This window comes from uncultured Methylibium sp. (assembly GCF_902826655.1).
Classification (GTDB): Bacteria; Pseudomonadota; Gammaproteobacteria; order Burkholderiales; family Burkholderiaceae_C; genus Methylibium.
This window is the reverse complement of record NZ_CADEFR010000023.1, coordinates 5,308-23,950: the sequence shown is the minus strand read 5'-3', so window position 1 is coordinate 23,950 and position 18,643 is coordinate 5,308. Positions and strand designations below refer to the sequence as shown.

Genomic DNA, 18,643 nt, shown 5'->3' with positions numbered 1-18,643 from the left:
ATGCGCATCCTGGTGTCCAACGACGATGGTTATCTGGCGCCGGGACTGGCGGCCCTGGTCGAGGCCTGCCGCGGTCTCGGCGAGATCGACGTGGTGGCGCCGGAGCAGAACTCGAGCGGCACCTCCAACGCGCTGACCCTGCAGCGGCCGCTGTCCGTCTGGACCGCGGCCAACGGCTACCGCTACCTCAACGGCACGCCGTCCGACTGCGTGCACGTCGCGCTGACCGGCCTGCTGGAGCAACGCCCCGACCTGGTGGTCTCGGGCATCAACAACGGCGCCAACATGGGCGACGACACGCTGTACTCCGGCACGGTCGCGGCGGCTATGGAAGGTTATCTCTTCGGCGTTCCGTCGATCGCCTTCTCGCTGGCCGAGAAGGGCTGGAAGCACCTGGACAGTGCCGCGCAGGTGGCGCGCCGGCTGATCGCCCAGGTCGTCGAGCAGCCGCCGGCTGCCGGCCCCTGGCTGCTCAACGTCAACATCCCCGACCGGCCGCATGACGCCTTGCTGCCGATCCGCACCACGCGGCTGGGCCGGCGGCACGCGAGCGAGCCGGTGATCCGCCAGAGCAACCCCCGAGGCGAGCCGATCTACTGGATCGGCGCGGCCGGCAACGCGCGCGAAGCCGGTGAGGGCACCGACTTCCATGCGGTCGCACAGGGTCACGTGTCGGTGACGCCGCTGCAGGTCGATCTCACCGACCACGGGGCGCTGCCGGCCTGGTCGGCATGGCTGCATCGCGACGCCGGGGCGGCGCGATGAGCGAGGGCAGCGGCCGCGCGCCGAAGTTCCCGCTGCGACTCGACCAGGTCGACACCCGGCCGACAGCCAGGGCGGCGCCCCTGCTGAGGCCGCAGCGGCCCGTGCGCGACGCCGCACTCGATCGCGAGCGACGCGCCACGCCAGCCGGCCTGGGACTGGACTCGCACAGCGTGCGCGAGCGCATGCTCGCGCGTCTGCAGGCCGAGGGCGTGCGTGACGCCCGCGTGCTGGCGGCGATGCGCGCGGTGCCGCGGCATGCCTTCGTCGACACGGCCCTGGCCAACCAGGCCTACGAGGACACCAGCCTGCCGATCGGCCTGGGACAGACGATCTCCAAGCCGTCGGTGGTGGCGCGCATGATCGAACTGCTGCTCGCGCCGCTGCCGCCGGCCACGCGGCCCCGGTTGCTGGAGATCGGCACCGGCTGTGGGTACCAGGCCGCGGTACTCGCCGCGCTGGCGAGGCAGGTCGTCTCCATCGAGCGGCTGAAGCCGCTGCACGACAAGGCGCGCGCCAACCTGGCGGCGCAACGGCTCGACAACCTGCGCCTGGTCTACGGTGACGGCCGCGTCGGCCACGCGCCCAACGCCCCCTACGACGGGATCATCGCCGCCGCCGGTGGCGAGGACGTGCCGTCGCCCTGGCTGGACCAACTGGCGCCCGGGGGGCGGCTGGTGGCACCGATGCACGACGTGCGCAACGGCGGGCAGGTGCTGGTAGTCATCGACCGGCTACTTGACGGAGCGCTGCGCCGTGCCTTTCACGAGCCGGTGCGGTTCGTCCCCTTAAAATCCGGCATCGATTGAACGGACGCGACGCATGCTCTTGAGCTTTCGATTTGCCACGGGCGGCTCCGCGCTGCGGGGAGCGGTGTGGCTGCTGCTGCTCGGGTCGCTGAGCGCCTGCGCACCGACCATTCTCCGCGTGCCACCGGTGGAGGATCGCACCACGCGCAGCCCGGCCGCGGCCGCAGCGGCAGGTGCTGCAGCGGTGCCCAACACGCCGGTTGCGGAACCGCCCAAGGTCCTGCCGGGCGCCGAGAACGCCGGCAAGCCGGGCTATTACAGCGTCAAGCCCGGCGACACGATGATCCGCATCGGGCTGGAGACCGGCCAGAACTGGCGCGACATCCAGCGCTGGAACGGGATGGACAACGCCAATGCGCTCGAGGTCGGCCAGGTGCTGCGCGTCGTGCCGCCGAATGTCGATCCCGGTGCGGTGGCGACGCGACCGGTGGCGGTCGCCAAGGTGGAGCCGCGGCCGCTCGACGCAAAGCCGCCTGCGGCATCGGCGCCGCAGGCCGGCGCCTCCGCGGCACCCGCGGCGCCGGCACCTGCACCCGCAGCCGCGCCGACGGCACCGGCGAGCCGCGACGACGACGAACTGAGCTGGGCCTGGCCGGCCGGTGGTACCGTGCTGGCGGGCTACGACGAGGTGCGCAGCAAGGGCGTGGTGATCGGCGGCAAGGCCGGCGACCCTGTGGTGGCAGCGGCGGACGGTCGTGTGGTCTATGCCGGTTCCGGTCTGCGCGGTTATGGCAATCTGGTGATCGTGAAGCACAACAGCACCTACCTGACGGCCTACGCGCACAACCAGGCGCTGGTGGTGAAGGAGGATCAGCCGGTGAAGCGCGGGCAGAAGATCGCCGAGATGGGATCGACCGATGCCGAGCGGGTGCAGCTGCACTTCGAGATCCGCAAGCAGGGCAAGCCGATCGATCCCGTCAGGCTGCTGCCGCCGCGCTGAGCGACGGACGCCAAGATCATGAGCAAGCGCACGCGCCCCACACTCAACGGGCACGCGCTTGCGGAGGTGGCGGCGAATCCGACCCCGCCGCTCCCCCTCGAGCCGACCGACGAGGATCTGGCTGCACTGCCCGGCAGTGAGGAGCCCGCCGACGTCGCGCGCGAAGTCGCGCCGCTGGCGGCCGGCGAGGGCGAGGTCGGCAACACTCTCCAGACCTACCTGCGCGAGATCCGGCGCGCACCGCTGTTGACGCCCGAGGAGGAGTTCGCGACGGCGACTCGCGCGCGCGCCGGCGACTTCGCCGCCCGGCAGCAGATGATCGAGCGCAACCTGCGGCTGGTGGTCAGCATCGCGAAGAACTACCTGAGTCGCGGCCTGCCGATGACCGACCTGATCGAGGAAGGCAACCTCGGGCTGATGCACGCGATCGGCAAGTTCGAGCCGGACCGGGGTTTCCGCTTCTCGACCTATGCGTCGTGGTGGATCCGCCAGAGCATCGAGCGGGCGATCATGCATCAGGCACGCCTCGTGCGGCTGCCGGTGCACGTCGTGCGCGAGCTCAACCAGGTCCTCAAGGCGCGCCGCGCGCTCGAGGCCGATGCTGCGGCGGGCACGGAGGGCCGCGCGGTGCGCGTCGAGGACATCGCGTCGGCGGTCGGCCGGACCGCGGCCGAGGTCAGCGATCTGTTGCGCTATGCCGAGCAACCCACGTCGCTGGACGCGCCGCTCGAGCGCCAGAACAGCGGCAACGGCGCCGAGACCGTGATCGACATGGTGGCCGACGATCAGGCCGCCGACCCGATGGGGCACACCCTGAGCCATGAGCTCGACGTGCTGCTGCAGCACGGGCTGGACGAACTGAGCGAACGCGAGCGCGAAGTCCTGACCGGCCGCTACGGACTGCACGACCGCGAGCCCGAGACGCTGGAGGTGCTGGCCGAACGCCTGGGATTGACCCGGGAGCGCATCCGCCAGATCCAGCAGGAGGCGCTGCTCAAGCTCAAGCGCCGGATGGCGCGCAACGGCGTGAACCGCGACTCGATCTTCTGAGTCAGCGCCTCGGCGCCGTCAGCGCATCAGCTCGTAGGGGCCGCCGGTCTCGAGGGCGCGGAGGTAGGCAGGTCGCGCGTGGATGCGCGAGAGGAACTGCGTCAGTCGCGGGCGGCCTGCGTCGAGCCCGCCGCGCGTCGCGGCAGCTTCGAGCGGAAAGCTCATCTGGATGTCGGCCGCCGTGAACTGCTCGCCGGTGAACCAGGGGCCTTGCGCCAGCTCGTTCTCCATGAAGTCGAGGTGACGCTTGATGTTGGGTTCGACCATCATGGCCTTGACCTTGCCGGCGATCGAGCGGGCGATCGGCTTGGCGAAGAAAGGCATCGGCGCGCGCTCGATGCGGTCGAACACCAGCTTCATCAGCAATGGCGGCATCGCCGAGCCTTCGGCGAAGTGCATCCAGTAGATATAGCGCATGTGAGCCGGCGTGCCGGGCTGCGGCGCCAGGCGGCCGGGGCCGTAGCGGGCCACCAGGTACTCGAGGATGGCGCCGGACTCGGCCAGCACGAGCGCGCCGTCGCTGATGACCGGCGACTTGCCGAGCGGGTGCACCGCCAGCAACTCGGGCGGAGCGAGCATGGTCTTGCGATCGCGCTGGTAGCGCTTGACCTCGTACTGCAGGCCGAGCTCCTCGAGCAACCACAGCACGCGCTGCGAGCGCGAGTTGTTGAGGTGATGGACGGTGATCATGGCGACGGGATTACAGCACGCGATGACGACAGTCGCACCGGGATAATCGGCGCATGACGGCACAGGATGAATGGCTGACGATCGAGTCCCTGGATCTCGAGGCGCAGGGCGTGGCGCGCAACACCGAAGGCAAGGTGGTGTTCGTCGAGGGCGCGCTGCCTGGCGAGCAGGTGCAGGTGAGCGTGAGTCGCCGCAAGAACAACTGGGAGCAGTCCGCAATGCGGGCGCTGCGGCGCGAGAGTTCACAACGGGTCACGCCGCGCTGCGAGTTCTTCGGCACCTGCGGGGGCTGCAAGATGCAGCACTTCCACGTCGCTGCGCAGGTCGCGGTGAAGCAGCGCGTGCTCGAGGACAACCTCTGGCATCTCGGCAAGGTCCGGGCGGAACGCATGCTGCGACCGATCGAGGGGCCGACCTGGGGCTATCGCTACCGGGCACGGCTGTCGGTACGCCACGTGGTCAAGAAGGGCAAGGTGCTGGTCGGCTTCCATGAGCGCAAGTCGAGCTACGTCGCCGACATGACGCACTGCGAGGTCCTGCCGCCGCACCTGAGCGGCATGCTGATGCCGCTGCGCGAGCTGATCGCTGCCATGGATGGCCGCGATCGCCTGCCCCAGATCGAGGTGGCGATCGGGGAAGGCCTCGAGGGCCTGGTCACGGCCCTGGTGCTGCGCCACCTGGAGCCGCTCAGCGATCCGGACCTGGCACGGCTGCGCGACTTCGGGGCCGCTCATGGCGTGCAGTGGTGGCTGCAGGCAAAGGGACCGGACTCCGTGCGTCGGCTCGACCAGGCACCGGGCGAGCTGGCCTACGCGCTCCCCGAGTTCGGCGTCGTGATGCCGTTCAAGCCGACCGACTTCACCCAGGTCAACCACGCGATCAACCGCGCCCTCGTGGTGCGAGCCCTGCGGCTGCTGGAAGTCCAGCCTGGCGAGCGCGTGATCGACTGGTTCTGCGGACTGGGCAACTTCACGCTGCCCCTGGCGACGCAGGCGCGAGACGTGCTCGGCGTCGAGGGCAGCGAAGCCCTCGTGGCTCGCTCGCGCGAGAACGCGCTTCGCAATGGGCTGGAAGGACGGACCCGTTTCGAAGCGCGCAATCTGTTCGAGTTGACGCCGACCGATGTGGCGAGCTACGGCGTCGCCGAGAAGTGGCTGGTCGATCCGCCGCGAGAAGGTGCCTTCGCGCTGGTGAAGGCGGTCGCTGACGCAGCGCAGGACCCGGGTCTGGTGCCTGGTTGGGCGCCGCCGTCGCGCATCGTCTACGTCAGCTGCAACCCGGCGACCCTTGCGCGCGACGCCGGCCTGCTGGTGCACCAGGCTGGCTACCGGTGCGCGCTGGCGGGCGCGATCAACATGTTCCCGCACACGGCGCACGTGGAGAGCATCGCGGTGTTCGAGCGCTCCTGAGCCGCCGGCAAGAAAAAAGGCCCCGCTGCGCGGGGCCTTTTCGTCCAGCGAAGCGCCGTGCTACTCGCGCTCGCCGCCGAAGATGCCGAGCAGGCTCAGCAGGCTCTGGAACACGTTGTAGACATCCAGGTAGATTGCCAGCGTCGCGGTGACGTAGTTCGTCTCGCCGCCGTCGATCACGCGCTTGATGTCGTAGAGCATGAAGGCCGAGAAGATCACGACGGCCAGCGCCGAGATCGTCGCCATCAGCGCCGGCATCTGCAGCCAGATGTTGGCGACAGCGGCCACGATGATGCCGATCGCACCGACCATCAGCCACTTGCCCATGCCGGACAGGTCGCGCTTGATCGTCGTGGCCAGCGATGCCATGCCGAAGAACACCACGGCGGTGCCGCCGAAGGCGAAGGCGATCAGCGAAGCGCCGTTGCTGAAGCCCAGCACCGCACCGATGAGCCGCGACAGCATGAGCCCCATGAAGAAGGTGAAGGCCAGCAACAGCGCGACGCCGATGCCGGAGTTCTTGAACTTCTCGATCGCAAAGAAGAAGCCGAAGGCGATGCCCATGAAGAGCAGGAAGCCGATGAAGGGGCTGCCGGCGAAGAAGCTGAAGCCCGTCGCCACGCCGACCCAGGCGCCGATCACCGTGGGGACCAGCGACAGGGCGAGCAGCCAGTAGGTGTTGCGCAGGACGCGGTTGCGCTCACCGGCCAGGGCCGTCGAACCGCCGTAACCGTTCTGCAGGATCTCGTTCATGCGGAAACCTCCTAGGGAGAAGAATGCTGGCTTGGAGCTGACAGCTGCATTGTAGTTCCAGCTGGCACCTTGACAGCCGATTCGCGCGGCGGCGACGGATAGAGTCGTGGTTCCTTGACCGAGAGGCTGCCATGCTGACCAAGCCCTGCCTGACCCTGGACGACCTGAAGCGCATCGCGGCGGCGGCCGAAGCCGAGGCCCTGGCCCATCAATGGGCCGTCACGATCGCCATCGTCGACGACGGCGGCCATCTGCTCTGGCTGCAGCGCCTGGACGGCGCGGCGCCTGCCTCGGCTCACATTGCGCCGGCCAAGGCCCATACGGCGGCACTCGGGCGGCGTGAGAGCAAGGTCTACGAGGAGATGATCAACCAGGGTCGGACGTCGTTCCTGAGCGCGCCGCAGTTGCAGGGCATGCTGGAGGGAGCCGTGCCGATCATGGTGCAGGGCCAATGTGTCGGCGCGGTTGGCGTCAGCGGCGTGAAGTCGTCGGAGGACGCACAAATTGCCCGCGCCGGAATCGCCGCCCTCGGCTGAAGCTACTTGGTGAGGATCAGCTTGCCGAGCCGCGTGCTGCGCAACTGATACAGCGCACCGTTGTGCTCGATCTGGACCACGCTGCGGCCCTGCAGCAGGGTCGTGCTGGGCACTGGTGACGCGGCAGATGTCGTGGGCGGAGAGGCGCTGCGGACCGGGGCAGGTGGCGGGTTGCCGGCCACTGCCTCTGCTCCATGGCAAGGGATTGCGCTCATCGATCGGCTCACGGTTGTCGCAGCACCCACCAAGCCCCCAGGACCACGATTGGCAAGCAGGCCAGGCACCACATGCGCTTCAGGCCAGGGCGACGGCATGCTGCAGGCCCGCGCCGCGTGCAGCGCCGGGGCATACGGAGATCTGGCGGACTTCGTCGAACACCGAACGCGCGCAGTCGCCGCAGCGGCCGCAGCCGGTGGCGACGCCGGTGTTCAGCTGCAACTCGTCGAAGTTGTCGCAGGCCAGCGCGTGGCGCTCGATCTCACGGTGGGAAATGCGGTGACAGACGCAGACGATCATGGGAGGCTGGTCGAAGTCCGATGGCCTCACTATAAATAGGAATGATTCGCAATACAAGCCCCATCCCGCCGGGAAGGTCTTCGCTCCCCGGCGCCTGGCTTCAAGAGGTGACGTCGCCCATCTGGGATTGCAGGTAGTTCTGCAGCCCGACCTGGTCGACCAGGCCCAACTGCGTCTCCAGGAAGTCGATGTGCTCCTCGGTGTCGTCAAGGATGCCCTGCAGCACCTCGCGCGAGACATAGTCGCGGACCGACTCGCAGTGCGCGATGCCCTCCTTGATCGTCTTCTGGGCCGCCTGCTCCAGCTTCAGGTCGCCGCGCATGGCTTCCACGAGGTCCTCGCCGATAAGCAGTTTGCCGAGGTCCTGCAGGTTGGGCAGGCCGTCGAGCATCAGGATGCGGTCCATCAGCTTGTCCGCATGCTTCATCTCGCCGATCGACTCCTCGTACTCCTTCTTCGCGAGGCGGTCGTAGCCCCAGTGCTTCATCAGCCGGTAGTGCATGAAGTACTGGTTGATGGCCGTGAGCTCGTTCTTCAGCTGCGCATTGAGGTGCGCGATGACCTTGGTGTCGCCTTTCATGGATCCTCCTGGGAGCGATGTAGCGGTCTTGATGATGATCTCCGCACCACGGGACGGACGGTGCGTCGAGCGCGGGCCCACGGCTATAATTTACAGGTTTACCCGCACCGACCCCGCTCGCGCAGACTCTCGCTCCCGAGACAGCACCGTCTCCCCCGAGGATCACCACCGAATGACGCTCTTCGACGAGCGGAGTCCGGCGCGTGCACAACGGAGAACCCCGTGCTGCCAGATCTGCCTTCCGCCCTCCTCGTACTTGCAGACGGCACGGTCTTCAAAGGACTTTCCATCGGCGCGACCGGACAGACGGTCGGCGAAGTGGTCTTCAACACGGCGCTCACGGGCTACCAGGAGATCCTGACCGACCCGAGCTATTGCCGCCAGATCGTCACGCTGACGTACCCGCACATCGGCAACACCGGCATCAACGACGAAGACGTCGAGTCCACGAAGGTCCACGCCGCCGGCTTGATCATCCGGGACCTGCCGCAGGTCGAATCGAGTTTCCGGAGCACCCGGACGCTGGCGCAGTACCTGCGCGACGAGGGCACGGTGGCGATTGCCGACATCGACACCCGCCGCCTGACCCGCCTGCTGCGCACTCGCGGAGCGCAGAATGGTTGCATCCTGGCTCTGCCCGCGGGGGTTGCGGCCACGCCGACGCATATCGAGGAAGCCCGCGCGCTGGCGAAGGCCATGCCCAGCATGGCCGGCCTCGATCTCGCCAAGGTCGTCAGCGCGGCGATGCCCTATGCCTGGACAGAGACCGAGTGGCAGCTCGGTGCCGGCTACGGGCAGCAGCAGGCTCCCAGGTTCCATGTGGTCGCCTACGACTTCGGCGTCAAGCGCAACATCCTGCGCATGCTGGCGAGCCGCGGCTGCCAGGTCACTGTCGTGCCCGCCACCACGCCGGCCGCCGAAGTGCTGCTGCTCAAGCCCGACGGCATCTTCCTCAGCAACGGCCCCGGGGACCCGGAGCCTTGCGACTACGCCATCGAGGCGACGCGACAGCTGATCGACACCGGCCTGCCCACCTTCGGCATCTGCCTGGGTCATCAGATCCTCGCGCTGGCATCCGGCGCGAGGACCTTCAAGATGAAGTTCGGCCATCACGGCGCGAACCACCCGGTCAAGGACCTCGACACCGGCCGCGTCAGCATCACCAGCCAGAACCATGGCTTCGCGGTCGACGAGAAGAGCCTGCCGTCGACGCTGCGGCCCACGCACATCAGCCTCTTCGACGGCACGCTCCAGGGCCTGGCGCGCACCGACAAGCCGGCGTTCTGCTTCCAGGGGCATCCCGAGGCCTCGCCGGGTCCGCACGACATCGGCTACCTGTTCGACCGTTTCGTTGCCTTGATGGAGAAACACTGAGATGCCCAAGCGCAACGACCTGAAGTCCATCCTCATCATCGGCGCCGGGCCGATCGTCATCGGCCAGGCCTGCGAGTTCGACTACTCGGGCGCGCAGGCCTGCAAGGCGCTGCGCGAGGAGGGCTACCGCGTCATCCTCGTCAACAGCAATCCGGCGACGATCATGACCGACCCGGACATGGCCGACGCGACCTACATCGAGCCGATCACCTGGTCGGTGGTCGAGAAGATCATCGCCAAGGAGCGCCCGGACGCCGTCCTGCCGACGATGGGCGGCCAGACCGCGCTCAACTGCGCACTCGATCTGCACCAGCACGGCGTGCTGGCGAAGTACGGCGTCGAGATGATCGGCGCCAACCAGCACGCGATCGAGAAGGCCGAGGACCGCCTCAAGTTCAAGGACGCGATGACCGGCATCGGGCTGCACTCGGCCAAGAGCGGCATCGCGCACTCGATGGACGAGGCGCTCGAAGTCCAGCGCCGCATCACGCGCGAGATCGGTGGCACCGGCTTTCCGATGGTGATCCGCCCCAGCTTCACGCTCGGCGGCACCGGCGGCGGCATCGCCTACAACCCCGACGAGTTCGAGGAGATCTGCAAGCGCGGCCTCGACCTCTCGCCGACCCGCGAGTTGCTGATCGAGGAGTCGCTGATCGGCTGGCGCGAGTTCGAGATGGAGGTCGTGCGCGACAAGGCCGACAACTGCATCATCGTGTGCGCGATCGAGAACCTGGACCCGATGGGCATCCACACCGGCGACTCGATCACCGTGGCACCTGCGCAGACGCTGACCGACAAGGAGTACCAGCTGATGCGCAACGCGTCGATCGCGATCCTGCGCGAGATCGGCGTCGACACCGGCGGCAGCAACGTTCAGTTCTCGATCAACCCCAAGGACGGGCGCATGGTCGTGATCGAGATGAACCCGCGCGTGAGCCGCAGCTCCGCGCTGGCATCCAAGGCGACCGGCTTCCCGATCGCCAAGGTCGCGGCCAAGCTGGCCGTCGGCTACACGCTCGACGAACTGCGCAACGACATCACCGGCGGCGCGACGCCGGCGAGTTTCGAGCCCAGCATCGACTACGTCGTCACCAAGATCCCGCGATTCGCGTTCGAGAAGTTCCCGGCCGCCGATCCGCACCTGACCACGCAGATGAAGTCGGTCGGCGAGGTGATGGCGATGGGCCGTACCTTCCAGGAGAGCTTCCAGAAGGCGCTGCGCGGCCTGGAGACCGGGATCGACGGGCTGACCGAGCGCAGCCGCGACCGGGACGAGATCATCGAGGAGATCGGCGAGCCCGGTCCCGAGCGCATCCTCTTCGTCGCCGATGCCTTCCGCCTCGGCATGACGCGCGCCGAGGTGTTCGAGGAGACGGCGATCGACCCCTGGTTCCTCGCGCAGATCGAGCAGATCGTCGGCGCCGAGCAGGCCTTGACCGGTCGCGCACTGAGCAGTCTGTCGAAGGAGGAGATGCGTGTCCTCAAGCGCCAGGGCTTCTCGGACAAGCGCCTGGGCAAGCTGCTGGGCAGCAACCAGCACGAGGTGCGTGCCTTGCGCCACGCCCAGGGCGTGCGGCCGGTCTACAAGCGCGTCGACACCTGCGCGGCAGAGTTCGCGACGCAGACAGCCTACATGTACTCGACCTACGACGAGGAGTGCGAGGCCGAGCCGTCGGACCGCAAGAAGATCATGGTGCTCGGTGGCGGTCCCAACCGCATCGGCCAGGGCATCGAGTTCGACTACTGCTGCGTGCATGCCGCGCTCGCGATGCGCGAGGACGGCTACGAGACCATCATGGTCAACTGCAATCCGGAGACGGTCTCGACCGACTACGACACCTCCGATCGTCTCTACTTCGAACCGGTGACGCTCGAGGACGTGCTCGAGATCGTCGACAAGGAAAGGCCCGTCGGCGTGATCGTGCAGTACGGCGGCCAGACGCCGCTGAAGCTGGCGCTGGACCTTGAGCGGGCCGGCGTCCCCATCATCGGCACCAGTCCCGACAGCATCGACATCGCCGAGGATCGCGAGCGTTTCCAGCAGCTGCTGCACACGCTGGGGCTGAGGCAGCCGCCGAACCGCACCGCGCGCACCGAGGAGCAGGCCCTGGTGCAGGCGCAGGAGATCGGCTACCCGCTCGTGGTGCGGCCGAGCTACGTGCTGGGTGGCCGCGCGATGGAGATCGTGCACGGCGACAAGGACCTCGAGCGCTACATGCGCGAGGCGGTCCGCGTCTCCGAGAAGTCGCCGGTGCTGCTGGACCGCTTCCTCGACGACGCGGTGGAAGTCGACGTCGACTGCATCTGCGACGGCGAGGACGTGATGATCGGCGCGATCATGGAGCACATCGAGCAGGCTGGCGTGCACTCCGGCGACTCGGCCTGCTCGTTGCCGCCGTATGCCTTGAGTGCCGCGCTGCAGGACGAGTTGCGTCGCCAGACCGCGCTGATGGCCCGCGCACTCAAGGTCGTCGGCCTGATGAACGTGCAGTTCGCGATCCAGGGCGAGGGCGATGCGGCGGTCGTCTACGTGCTCGAGGTCAACCCGCGCGCTTCCCGGACCGTGCCCTTCGTCAGCAAGGCGACCGGGCAGCCGCTGGCCAAGATCGCGGCACGCTGCATGGTGGGTCAGAAGATCGCTAGCCAGCGCGGGCTGGGCGGCCGGCCGCCGCGCGAGATCGTGCCGCCTTACTTCAGCGTGAAGGAGGCGGTGTTCCCGTTCAACAAGTTCCCCGGTGTCGATCCCATCCTCGGTCCCGAGATGCGCTCGACCGGCGAGGTCATGGGTGCGGGCCGCAGCTTCGGCGAGGCGATGCTGAAGAGCCAGCTGGGCGCCGGCTCGAAACTGCCGGCGAAGGGGACGGTGGTGATCACCGTGAAGAAGGGCGACAAGGAGCGCGCGGCGAAGATCGCCGTCGATCTGCAGGCGCTCGGCTTCGAGATCGCGGCCACGCGCGGCACGGCAGTCGCCATCGCGGCGGCCGGGGTGCCGGTGCGCACCGTGAACAAGGTCAAGGACGGTCGTCCGCACATCGCTGACATGATCAAGGCCGGGGAGATCCAGCTCGTGTTCACGACGGTGGACGAGACCCGCACCGCGATCGCCGATTCCCGCTACATCCGCACGGCAGCGCTGGCTCAGCGCGTCAGCTACTACACGACGATGGCCGGCTGCGAGGCCGCGGTCGAGGCCCTGAAGGTCGACGACGAACTGACCGTGCTTTCCCTGCAGGAACTGCACGCGGAACTCCACTAGACTCGCGCAAAACGTCGGCCGCCCCGGCTTCCCGGGGCGGCTGAATTTTTTGCGCTGCAATGCAAGAGAACGCGATGGCCACGATACCGCTCACCAAACGCGGCGCCGAGAAGCTCAAGGAAGAGCTCCAGCGCCTGAAGTCCGTCGATCGCCACGCCGTGATCCAGGCGATCGCGGAGGCTCGCGCCCAGGGTGACCTGTCGGAGAACGCCGAGTACGAGGCCGCCAAGGACAAGCAGGGCTTCATCGAAGGCCGCATCCTCGAGATCGAGAGCAAGCTCGCGGCCGCCCAGGTCATCGACCCGGCGACGCTGGATGCCGGAGGTCGGGTCGTCTTCGGCTCGACCGTCGACCTGGAGGACGAGGCCTCGGGTGCCCAGGTGACCTACCAGATCGTCGGCGACGACGAGGCCGACCTGAAGCTGGGCCTGATCTCGGTCAGCTCGCCGATCGCACGCGCGATGATCGGCAAGGAGGCCGGCGACGTGGCCGAGTTCCAGGCGCCCGGCGGCACGCGGCGCTACGAGATCGTCGGCGTCCGCTACCGGTGAGCGCGCGCGCCGCAGCCGTCGCCGAGCGCCTGCGGCGCCTGCTTCCGGCGATGTGGCTGGGGCTGATGCTGGCATTGGGGGCCGTCGCGGCCCCCAGCCTCTTCGGGCTGCTCGATCGGCCGTCGGCCGGGCGCGTCGCGGGTCGTCTGTTCGCGATCGAGGCCCAGCTCAGCCTGCTGCTGTGCGTCGTGCTCGGTCTGATCGAGCGCGCCCGCGCGGCACGCCTGGCGCAGGGCGGAGGCGGGTCGCGCTTCAGCGGAGAGTTGCTGCTGATCCTGGGCGCGCTGTTCTGCACGGTGCTGGGCCACCACGCGCTGCAACCCATGCTGGAGGCGGCGCGCGCGGGGCAGGGTGTCTGGTCCTTCGCGACGCTGCACGCGGCGGCCAGCGGCCTGTTCGGGCTGAAGGCCCTGATCGTTGCAGCGCTCGCCTGGCGAGCGGCCCGGCCCTGACCGCGGCGCCGAGCCGGCCTCCGGAGGAAACGAACGATGCCCGAAGACCGATCGACCCCACCGGCGCGACCGACGATCGCCGGCATCTTCCTGGCCGGCCTGCTGGCGGCGCTGCCGCTGGCGGCGACGCTGCTGATCGTCGTGTGGGTGCTGCGGCTGCTGCTCGAGTACGTCGGCCCAGGCAGCTTCGTCGGGCGCGGGCTGGTCGCGCTGGGCTTGCGTGGCGACAGCTCCGAGGTGGTCGGCTACCTCATCGGGCTGGCGATCGTCGCCGCGGCGGTCTTCGTGCTGGGGCTGCTGGTGCAGACGCGCCTGCGGGCATGGATCGGCCTGGCCGTCGACGCCCTGGTCGAGCGCATCCCGGTGGTGCGCGGCATCTATGGCATCGCACAGCGGCTGGTCGATCTGCTGGGGCCGCGCGATGCCGACGGGCTGCAGTCGATGCGACCCGTGTGGTGCCACTTCGGCGGGCCGGGCGGCGCGGCGGTGCTGGGGCTGTTGTCCTGCGCCGAGCCGGTGCTCGTCGGCGGGGTGGCCTGCCACGCGGTGCTGGTGCCGACCTCGCCGGTGCCGGTCGGCGGCGGCCTCATCTACGTGCCGCAGGACTGGGTCACGCCGGCCGATATCGGCATCGAGGCGCTGACCAGCATCTACGTGTCGATGGGGGTCACGTCGCGCGAACACCTGCCCCAAGCCGCTGCGGCGGAGCCGGGGCGGCGCTGACTCAGCTGCCGGCCTTCTTGCTGCCGGTGACGCGCTTCTTGGCGCGCTTCACGATGCCGCCGGCGGTGAGGCGCTGGTTGCCCAGCACGGTGAGCTTCTTGACCTGCGCGCGATGGTTGCCGCTCTTGGAGAACTTGAGGATCTTGACCACCTTCGGCCCGGGCTTGCGATCCTCGCGCTCGACCTTCTCCTTGGGTGGCAGCGGGCGCCACAGCACCAGGAGCTTGCCGATGTGCTGGATCGGCGCGGCGTCCAGGCGCTCGGCCAGGTCGGCGAGCAGCTGCTCGCGGCCCTCGCGATCGTCGGACAGCACGCGCAGCTTGATCAGGCCGTGGGCGTTGAGCGCGGTGTTCGTCTCCTTCAGCACCGCCGGGGTCAGCCCGTCGCTGCCGATCATCACGACCGGATCGAGGTGATGGGCGTCCGCGCGGTGGGACTTGCGTTGGGCAGGCGAGAGCTGAAGGGCAGGCATGCCCGGATTATCGACGCGACAATCGACATCCGATGAAGGTCAAGACGAAAAGCAAGAAGGTCAACAAGGCGTGGTTGAACGACCATGTCAACGACCCCTACGTGAAGATGGCGCACAAGGACGGCTATCGCGCCCGCGCCGCCTACAAGCTCAAGGAGATCGACGAGGCGCTGGGGCTGATCCGGCCCGGCCAGCTGGTGGTCGACCTCGGGGCAGCGCCCGGCGCCTGGAGCCAGTACCTGCGCCGCCGCTTCGCGGCGCCGGGCGGCGGGGCGCTCAACGGCAGCATCATCGCGCTCGACCTGCTGGACTTCGAGCCGGTCGATGGCGTGCAGTTCATCCAGGGGGACTTCCACGACGAGGCGGTGGCGGCGCAGCTCGAGGCGGCGGTCGGCGGCCGGCCGGTGGACGTCGTGGTGTCGGACATGGCGCCCAACCTGTCCGGGATCGCCTCGTCCGACTCTGCCCGGGTCGCGCTGCTGGTCGAACTGGCGGTCGACTTCGCCGGCGCCCACCTGCGGCCCGAGGGCGCCCTGGTCTGCAAGGTCTTCCACGGCAGCGGCTACAGCCAGCTGGTCGAACTCTTCAAAAGGCGCTTCCGGGTGGTCAAGCCGATCAAGCCCAAGGCCTCGCGCGACCGGTCGTCCGAAACCTTTCTGGTCGGCATCGGTCCGAAGAAAGCGTGAAAAGCGGGCGAAACCGCTGAAACGAGCGGTCACCAGCTATCGCCGGGCGTCGCAAAGCCGATCGGCGCCAGGACTTGACTGGACTAAACTCGTCCCCAATTTCCCGCGAGAGCGAGCGCGTTCGGCGCTGCAAGGGCAGGACGGCCATCTCGGGCCGATATCGGTGAAGGAGCCGCGGTGAACAATCAATGGTTCTCGAAGATCGCCGTCTGGCTGGTGATCGCACTGGTGTTGTTCACCGTGTTCAACCAGTTCAACCGGACGGCGACCGCCGGCGGCCAGATCGGGTATTCCGACTTCCTCGAGGAAGTCCGGAGCAAGCGCATCGCCTCGGTCACGCTGCAGGACGGCGGCATGGGCGCCACCGAGATCCGCGCCCAGACGACCGACGGCAAGACCCTGCGCACGACCGCCACCATCCTGGACCGCGGCCTGGTCGGCGACTTGCTGAACAACGGCGTCAAGTTCGATGTCAAGCCGCGCGAGGAGCCGTCGATCCTGATGAGCATCCTGCTCAGCTGGGGGCCGATGCTGCTGCTGATCGGCGTGTGGATCTACTTCATGCGCCAGATGCAGGGCGGCGGCAAGGGCGGCGCGTTCAGCTTCGGCAAGAGCAAGGCGCGCATGCTCGACGAGGCCAACAACACGACCACCTTCGCCGACGTCGCCGGCTGCGACGAGGCCAAGGAAGAGGTCAAGGAACTGGTCGACTTCCTGAAGGACCCGCAGAAGTTCCAGAAGCTCGGCGGCCGCATCCCGCGCGGCGTGCTGCTGGTCGGCCCTCCGGGCACCGGCAAGACGCTGCTGGCCAAGGCCATCGCCGGCGAGGCCAAGGTGCCGTTCTTCAGCATCTCGGGCTCCGACTTCGTCGAGATGTTCGTCGGCGTCGGCGCGGCGCGCGTGCGCGACATGTTCGAGCAGGCCAAGAAGAGCGCGCCCTGCATCATCTTCGTCGACGAGATCGACGCGGTCGGCCGCCATCGCGGTGCCGGCCTGGGCGGCGGCAACGACGAGCGCGAGCAGACGCTGAACCAGATGCTGGTCGAGATGGACGGCTTCGAGACCAACCTCGGCGTCATCGTGATGGCGGCCACCAACCGGCCCGACATCCTCGACCCGGCGCTGCTGCGTCCGGGCCGCTTCGACCGGCAGGTCTACGTGACCTTGCCCGACGTGCGCGGCCGCGAGCAGATCCTCAACGTGCACATGCGCAAGGTGCCGATCGGCCAGGACATCCGGGCCGACATCCTGGCGCGCGGCACGCCGGGCTTCAGCGGCGCCGATCTGGCCAACCTGGTCAACGAGGCGGCCCTCTTCGCCGCGCGGCGCAGCGCGCGCGTGGTCGAGATGGTCGACTTCGAGAAGGCCAAGGACAAGATCATGATGGGCCCCGAGCGCAAGTCCATGGTCATGCCCGAGGAAGAGCGCCGCAACACGGCCTACCACGAGGCCGGCCACGCGCTGGTGGCGCGCCTGATGCCCAAGACCGACCCGGTGCACAAGGTCACCGTCATCCCGCGCGGCCGCGCGCTGGGTGTGACGATGCAGCTGCCCGAAGGCGACCGCTACAGCCTGGACAAGGAGCGGATGCTGTCGACGATCAGCGTGCTGTTCGGCGGCCGCATCGCCGAAGAGGTGTTCATGAACCAGATGACCACCGGCGCCAGCAACGACTTCGAGCGCGCCACGCAGCTGGCGCGCGACATGGTCACGCGCTATGGCATGACCGACGAGCTCGGCCCGATGGTCTATGCCGAGAACGAGGGCGAGGTGTTCCTCGGTCGCTCGGTCACGAAGACGACCAACATGTCCGAGGAGACGATGCGCAAGGTCGACTCCGTGATCCGCCGCATCATCGATGAGCAGTACACGGTGGCGCGCAAGCTGATCGAGGACAACCAGGACAAGATGCATGCGATGGCCAAGGCGCTGCTCGAATGGGAAACCATCGACGCCGACCAGATCGACGACATCATGGGCGGCAAGCCACCGCGGCCGCCGAAGGACTGGACGTCGGCCAGCGCGGCCGGCGTCAACGGCGGGGCCGGCGGCGGCTCGCCGGGCGTCAGCACCGATGGAGCGCCCGCGGCGGTCTGAGCGTCGGGTCATCTGAATCGCGGCGGGGCTTCGGCCCCGCTCGCATTTGCGGCGAGGCCTTGCGATGCACTGGCGCACCACCCGGTACGAGATCGACCTGACCCGTCCCCGGGTCATGGGCATCGTCAACCTCACGCCGGACTCGTTCTCCGACGGTGGACGTCATGCCGGCACGCGCGGCGCGCTCGCGCACTGCGAGCGCCTGTTGCGCGAGGGCGCCGACCTGCTCGACATCGGCGGCGAGTCCACCCGCCCCGGGGCCGATCCGGTATCGCTCGACGACGAGCTGGCGCGTGTGCTGCCGGTGCTGCGCGAGGCGGTCGGGCTCGGCGTTCCGGTCTCGCTGGACAGCTACAAGCCCGAGGTCATGCGCGCGGCGCTCGACCTGGGCGTCGACATCGTCAACGACATCAAGGCCCTGCGTGAGCCGGGCGCGCTGGACGTGGTGGCGGCCCACGCGACATGCGGCGTCTGCCTGATGCACATGCGCGGCATGGAGCCCCGTTCCATGCAGGACGGAGACCCGCAGTACGACGACGTCGTTCACGAGGTCGGCGGCTTCCTCGGCGAGCGCGTCGCCGCGGTGCGGGCGCGTGGCGTCGAGGCCCGGCGCCTGGTGCTCGATCCGGGCATCGGCTTCGGCAAGCGCAGCGAGCACAACTGGGCCCTGCTGGCGCGCCAGCGCGAGCTGCTCGACCTGGGCCTGCCGCTGCTGGCCGGCTGGTCCCGCAAGGGCACGCTGGGCCGCCTGATCGGTCGCGACGACGTCAGTGAGCGGCTCGTTGCCAGCGTCGTCGCGGCGCTCGCGGCCGTGCAGCACGGGGCGCGCATCGTCCGCGTGCACGACGTGGCCGCGACGGTCGACGCGCTGAAGGTCTGGCGAGCCGCCGGGCTGGCCGACTCAGCGCCGGCGGCGGCGACCGCAGGGGCACAATCGCCGGCCATGAGCAGAACCTACTTCGGCACCGACGGCATCCGCGGCACGGT

General features: G+C 68.6%; 20 protein-coding genes. 14 read left to right on the top strand and 6 right to left on the bottom strand.

Features of this window, described 5'->3' with window-relative positions; genetic code table 11:
- Genes surE through rpoS form a run of 4 tightly spaced genes read left to right on the top strand, consistent with a single transcriptional unit; the run spans position 1 to position 3,561 of the window.
- Positions 1–765, top strand: coding sequence for a 5'/3'-nucleotidase SurE (gene surE / locus QZV97_RS11370; protein WP_295641954.1), 765 nt, complete (start codon positions 1–3; stop codon positions 763–765).
- A complete protein-coding gene (locus tag QZV97_RS11365; protein WP_295641952.1) occupies positions 762–1,571 on the top strand; it encodes a protein-L-isoaspartate(D-aspartate) O-methyltransferase in 810 nt (269 codons plus the stop codon). The genes surE and QZV97_RS11365 overlap by 4 nt, the downstream gene beginning before the upstream one ends.
- A gap of 13 nt (positions 1,572–1,584) precedes the next feature.
- A complete protein-coding gene (locus QZV97_RS11360) occupies positions 1,585–2,511 on the top strand; it encodes a peptidoglycan DD-metalloendopeptidase family protein (RefSeq protein ID WP_295641950.1) in 927 nt (308 codons plus the stop codon).
- Positions 2,512–2,529: 18 nt separating this feature from the next.
- A complete protein-coding gene (gene rpoS, locus QZV97_RS11355; RefSeq protein WP_295641948.1) occupies positions 2,530–3,561 on the top strand; it encodes an RNA polymerase sigma factor RpoS in 1,032 nt (343 codons plus the stop codon).
- An 18-nt stretch (positions 3,562–3,579) separates the two neighbouring features.
- Here rpoS and QZV97_RS11350 read toward each other — a convergent pair whose 3' ends face one another.
- Positions 3,580–4,251, bottom strand: coding sequence for a glutathione S-transferase (locus tag QZV97_RS11350; protein WP_295641946.1), 672 nt, complete (start codon positions 4,249–4,251; stop codon positions 3,580–3,582).
- A 53-nt stretch (positions 4,252–4,304) separates the two neighbouring features.
- On the opposite strand from QZV97_RS11350, the gene rlmD reads away from it, so the two are divergent.
- Positions 4,305–5,660: a 23S rRNA (uracil(1939)-C(5))-methyltransferase RlmD gene (gene rlmD / locus QZV97_RS11345; protein WP_295641944.1), complete on the top strand. Its 1,356-nt coding sequence runs from the start codon at positions 4,305–4,307 to the stop codon at positions 5,658–5,660.
- 60 nt (positions 5,661–5,720) lie between these two features.
- Here rlmD and QZV97_RS11340 read toward each other — a convergent pair whose 3' ends face one another.
- Positions 5,721–6,413 carry a Bax inhibitor-1/YccA family protein gene (locus QZV97_RS11340; protein ID WP_295641942.1) on the bottom strand — a complete coding sequence of 231 codons (693 nt, stop codon included), beginning with the start codon at positions 6,411–6,413 and terminating at the stop codon, positions 5,721–5,723.
- Between the two features lie 131 nt (positions 6,414–6,544).
- Here QZV97_RS11340 and QZV97_RS11335 point away from each other — a divergent pair, with 131 nt between their 5' ends.
- Positions 6,545–6,949 carry a heme-binding protein gene (locus QZV97_RS11335; RefSeq protein ID WP_295641940.1) on the top strand — a complete coding sequence of 135 codons (405 nt, stop codon included), beginning with the start codon at positions 6,545–6,547 and terminating at the stop codon, positions 6,947–6,949.
- 2 nt (positions 6,950–6,951) lie between these two features.
- Here the strand turns inward: QZV97_RS11335 and QZV97_RS11330 are convergent, their stop codons facing one another.
- The 3 genes from QZV97_RS11330 to bfr all read right to left on the bottom strand — a co-directional run bounded on the left by QZV97_RS11330 (position 6,952) and on the right by bfr (position 8,045).
- The gene (locus QZV97_RS11330) at positions 6,952–7,164 is read right to left on the bottom strand and encodes a hemin uptake protein HemP (RefSeq protein ID WP_295641938.1); all 213 of its coding nucleotides are present in this window, start codon (positions 7,162–7,164) and stop codon (positions 6,952–6,954) included.
- Between the two features lie 79 nt (positions 7,165–7,243).
- The gene (locus tag QZV97_RS11325; protein WP_295641936.1) at positions 7,244–7,465 is read right to left on the bottom strand and encodes a (2Fe-2S)-binding protein; all 222 of its coding nucleotides are present in this window, start codon (positions 7,463–7,465) and stop codon (positions 7,244–7,246) included.
- Between the two features lie 100 nt (positions 7,466–7,565).
- On the bottom strand, positions 7,566–8,045 hold the full coding sequence (gene bfr, locus QZV97_RS11320; protein WP_295641935.1) for a bacterioferritin: 480 nt from the start codon (positions 8,043–8,045) through the stop codon (positions 7,566–7,568).
- Positions 8,046–8,267: 222 nt separating this feature from the next.
- Between bfr and carA the strand changes: the two genes are divergently transcribed.
- The 5 genes from carA (at position 8,268) to QZV97_RS11295 (ending at position 14,401) form a co-directional block, all read left to right on the top strand.
- Positions 8,268–9,419, top strand: a complete 1,152-nt coding sequence (carA, locus tag QZV97_RS11315; RefSeq protein WP_295641934.1) for a glutamine-hydrolyzing carbamoyl-phosphate synthase small subunit — start codon at positions 8,268–8,270, stop codon at positions 9,417–9,419.
- A gap of 1 nt (position 9,420) precedes the next feature.
- Entirely contained in the window at positions 9,421–12,675 is a 3,255-nt protein-coding gene (gene carB / locus QZV97_RS11310; protein WP_295641933.1) for a carbamoyl-phosphate synthase large subunit, read from the top strand.
- Between the two features lie 74 nt (positions 12,676–12,749).
- Positions 12,750–13,226 carry a transcription elongation factor GreA gene (gene greA, locus QZV97_RS11305; protein ID WP_295641932.1) on the top strand — a complete coding sequence of 159 codons (477 nt, stop codon included), beginning with the start codon at positions 12,750–12,752 and terminating at the stop codon, positions 13,224–13,226.
- Positions 13,223–13,678: a DUF4149 domain-containing protein gene (locus QZV97_RS11300; protein ID WP_295641931.1), complete on the top strand. Its 456-nt coding sequence runs from the start codon at positions 13,223–13,225 to the stop codon at positions 13,676–13,678. Before greA ends, QZV97_RS11300 begins: the two co-directional genes overlap by 4 nt.
- Positions 13,679–13,714: 36 nt before the next feature.
- Positions 13,715–14,401 (top strand): DUF502 domain-containing protein, encoded by a 687-nt coding sequence (locus tag QZV97_RS11295; RefSeq protein ID WP_295641930.1) that lies wholly within the window; start codon positions 13,715–13,717, stop codon positions 14,399–14,401.
- Position 14,402: 1 nt separating this feature from the next.
- Here the strand turns inward: QZV97_RS11295 and QZV97_RS11290 are convergent, their stop codons facing one another.
- Entirely contained in the window at positions 14,403–14,873 is a 471-nt protein-coding gene (locus QZV97_RS11290) for a YhbY family RNA-binding protein (protein WP_295641929.1), read from the bottom strand.
- 32 nt (positions 14,874–14,905) lie between these two features.
- On the opposite strand from QZV97_RS11290, the gene QZV97_RS11285 reads away from it, so the two are divergent.
- The 3 genes from QZV97_RS11285 to folP all read left to right on the top strand — a co-directional run.
- Entirely contained in the window at positions 14,906–15,559 is a 654-nt protein-coding gene (locus QZV97_RS11285) for an RlmE family RNA methyltransferase (protein WP_295641928.1), read from the top strand.
- Positions 15,560–15,736: 177 nt separating this feature from the next.
- Positions 15,737–17,656 carry an ATP-dependent zinc metalloprotease FtsH gene (gene ftsH / locus QZV97_RS11280; RefSeq protein ID WP_295641927.1) on the top strand — a complete coding sequence of 640 codons (1,920 nt, stop codon included), beginning with the start codon at positions 15,737–15,739 and terminating at the stop codon, positions 17,654–17,656.
- A gap of 64 nt (positions 17,657–17,720) precedes the next feature.
- Positions 17,721–18,643 (top strand): dihydropteroate synthase (folP, locus tag QZV97_RS11275; RefSeq protein WP_295641926.1); only part of this gene is annotated, 923 nt, incomplete at its 3' end.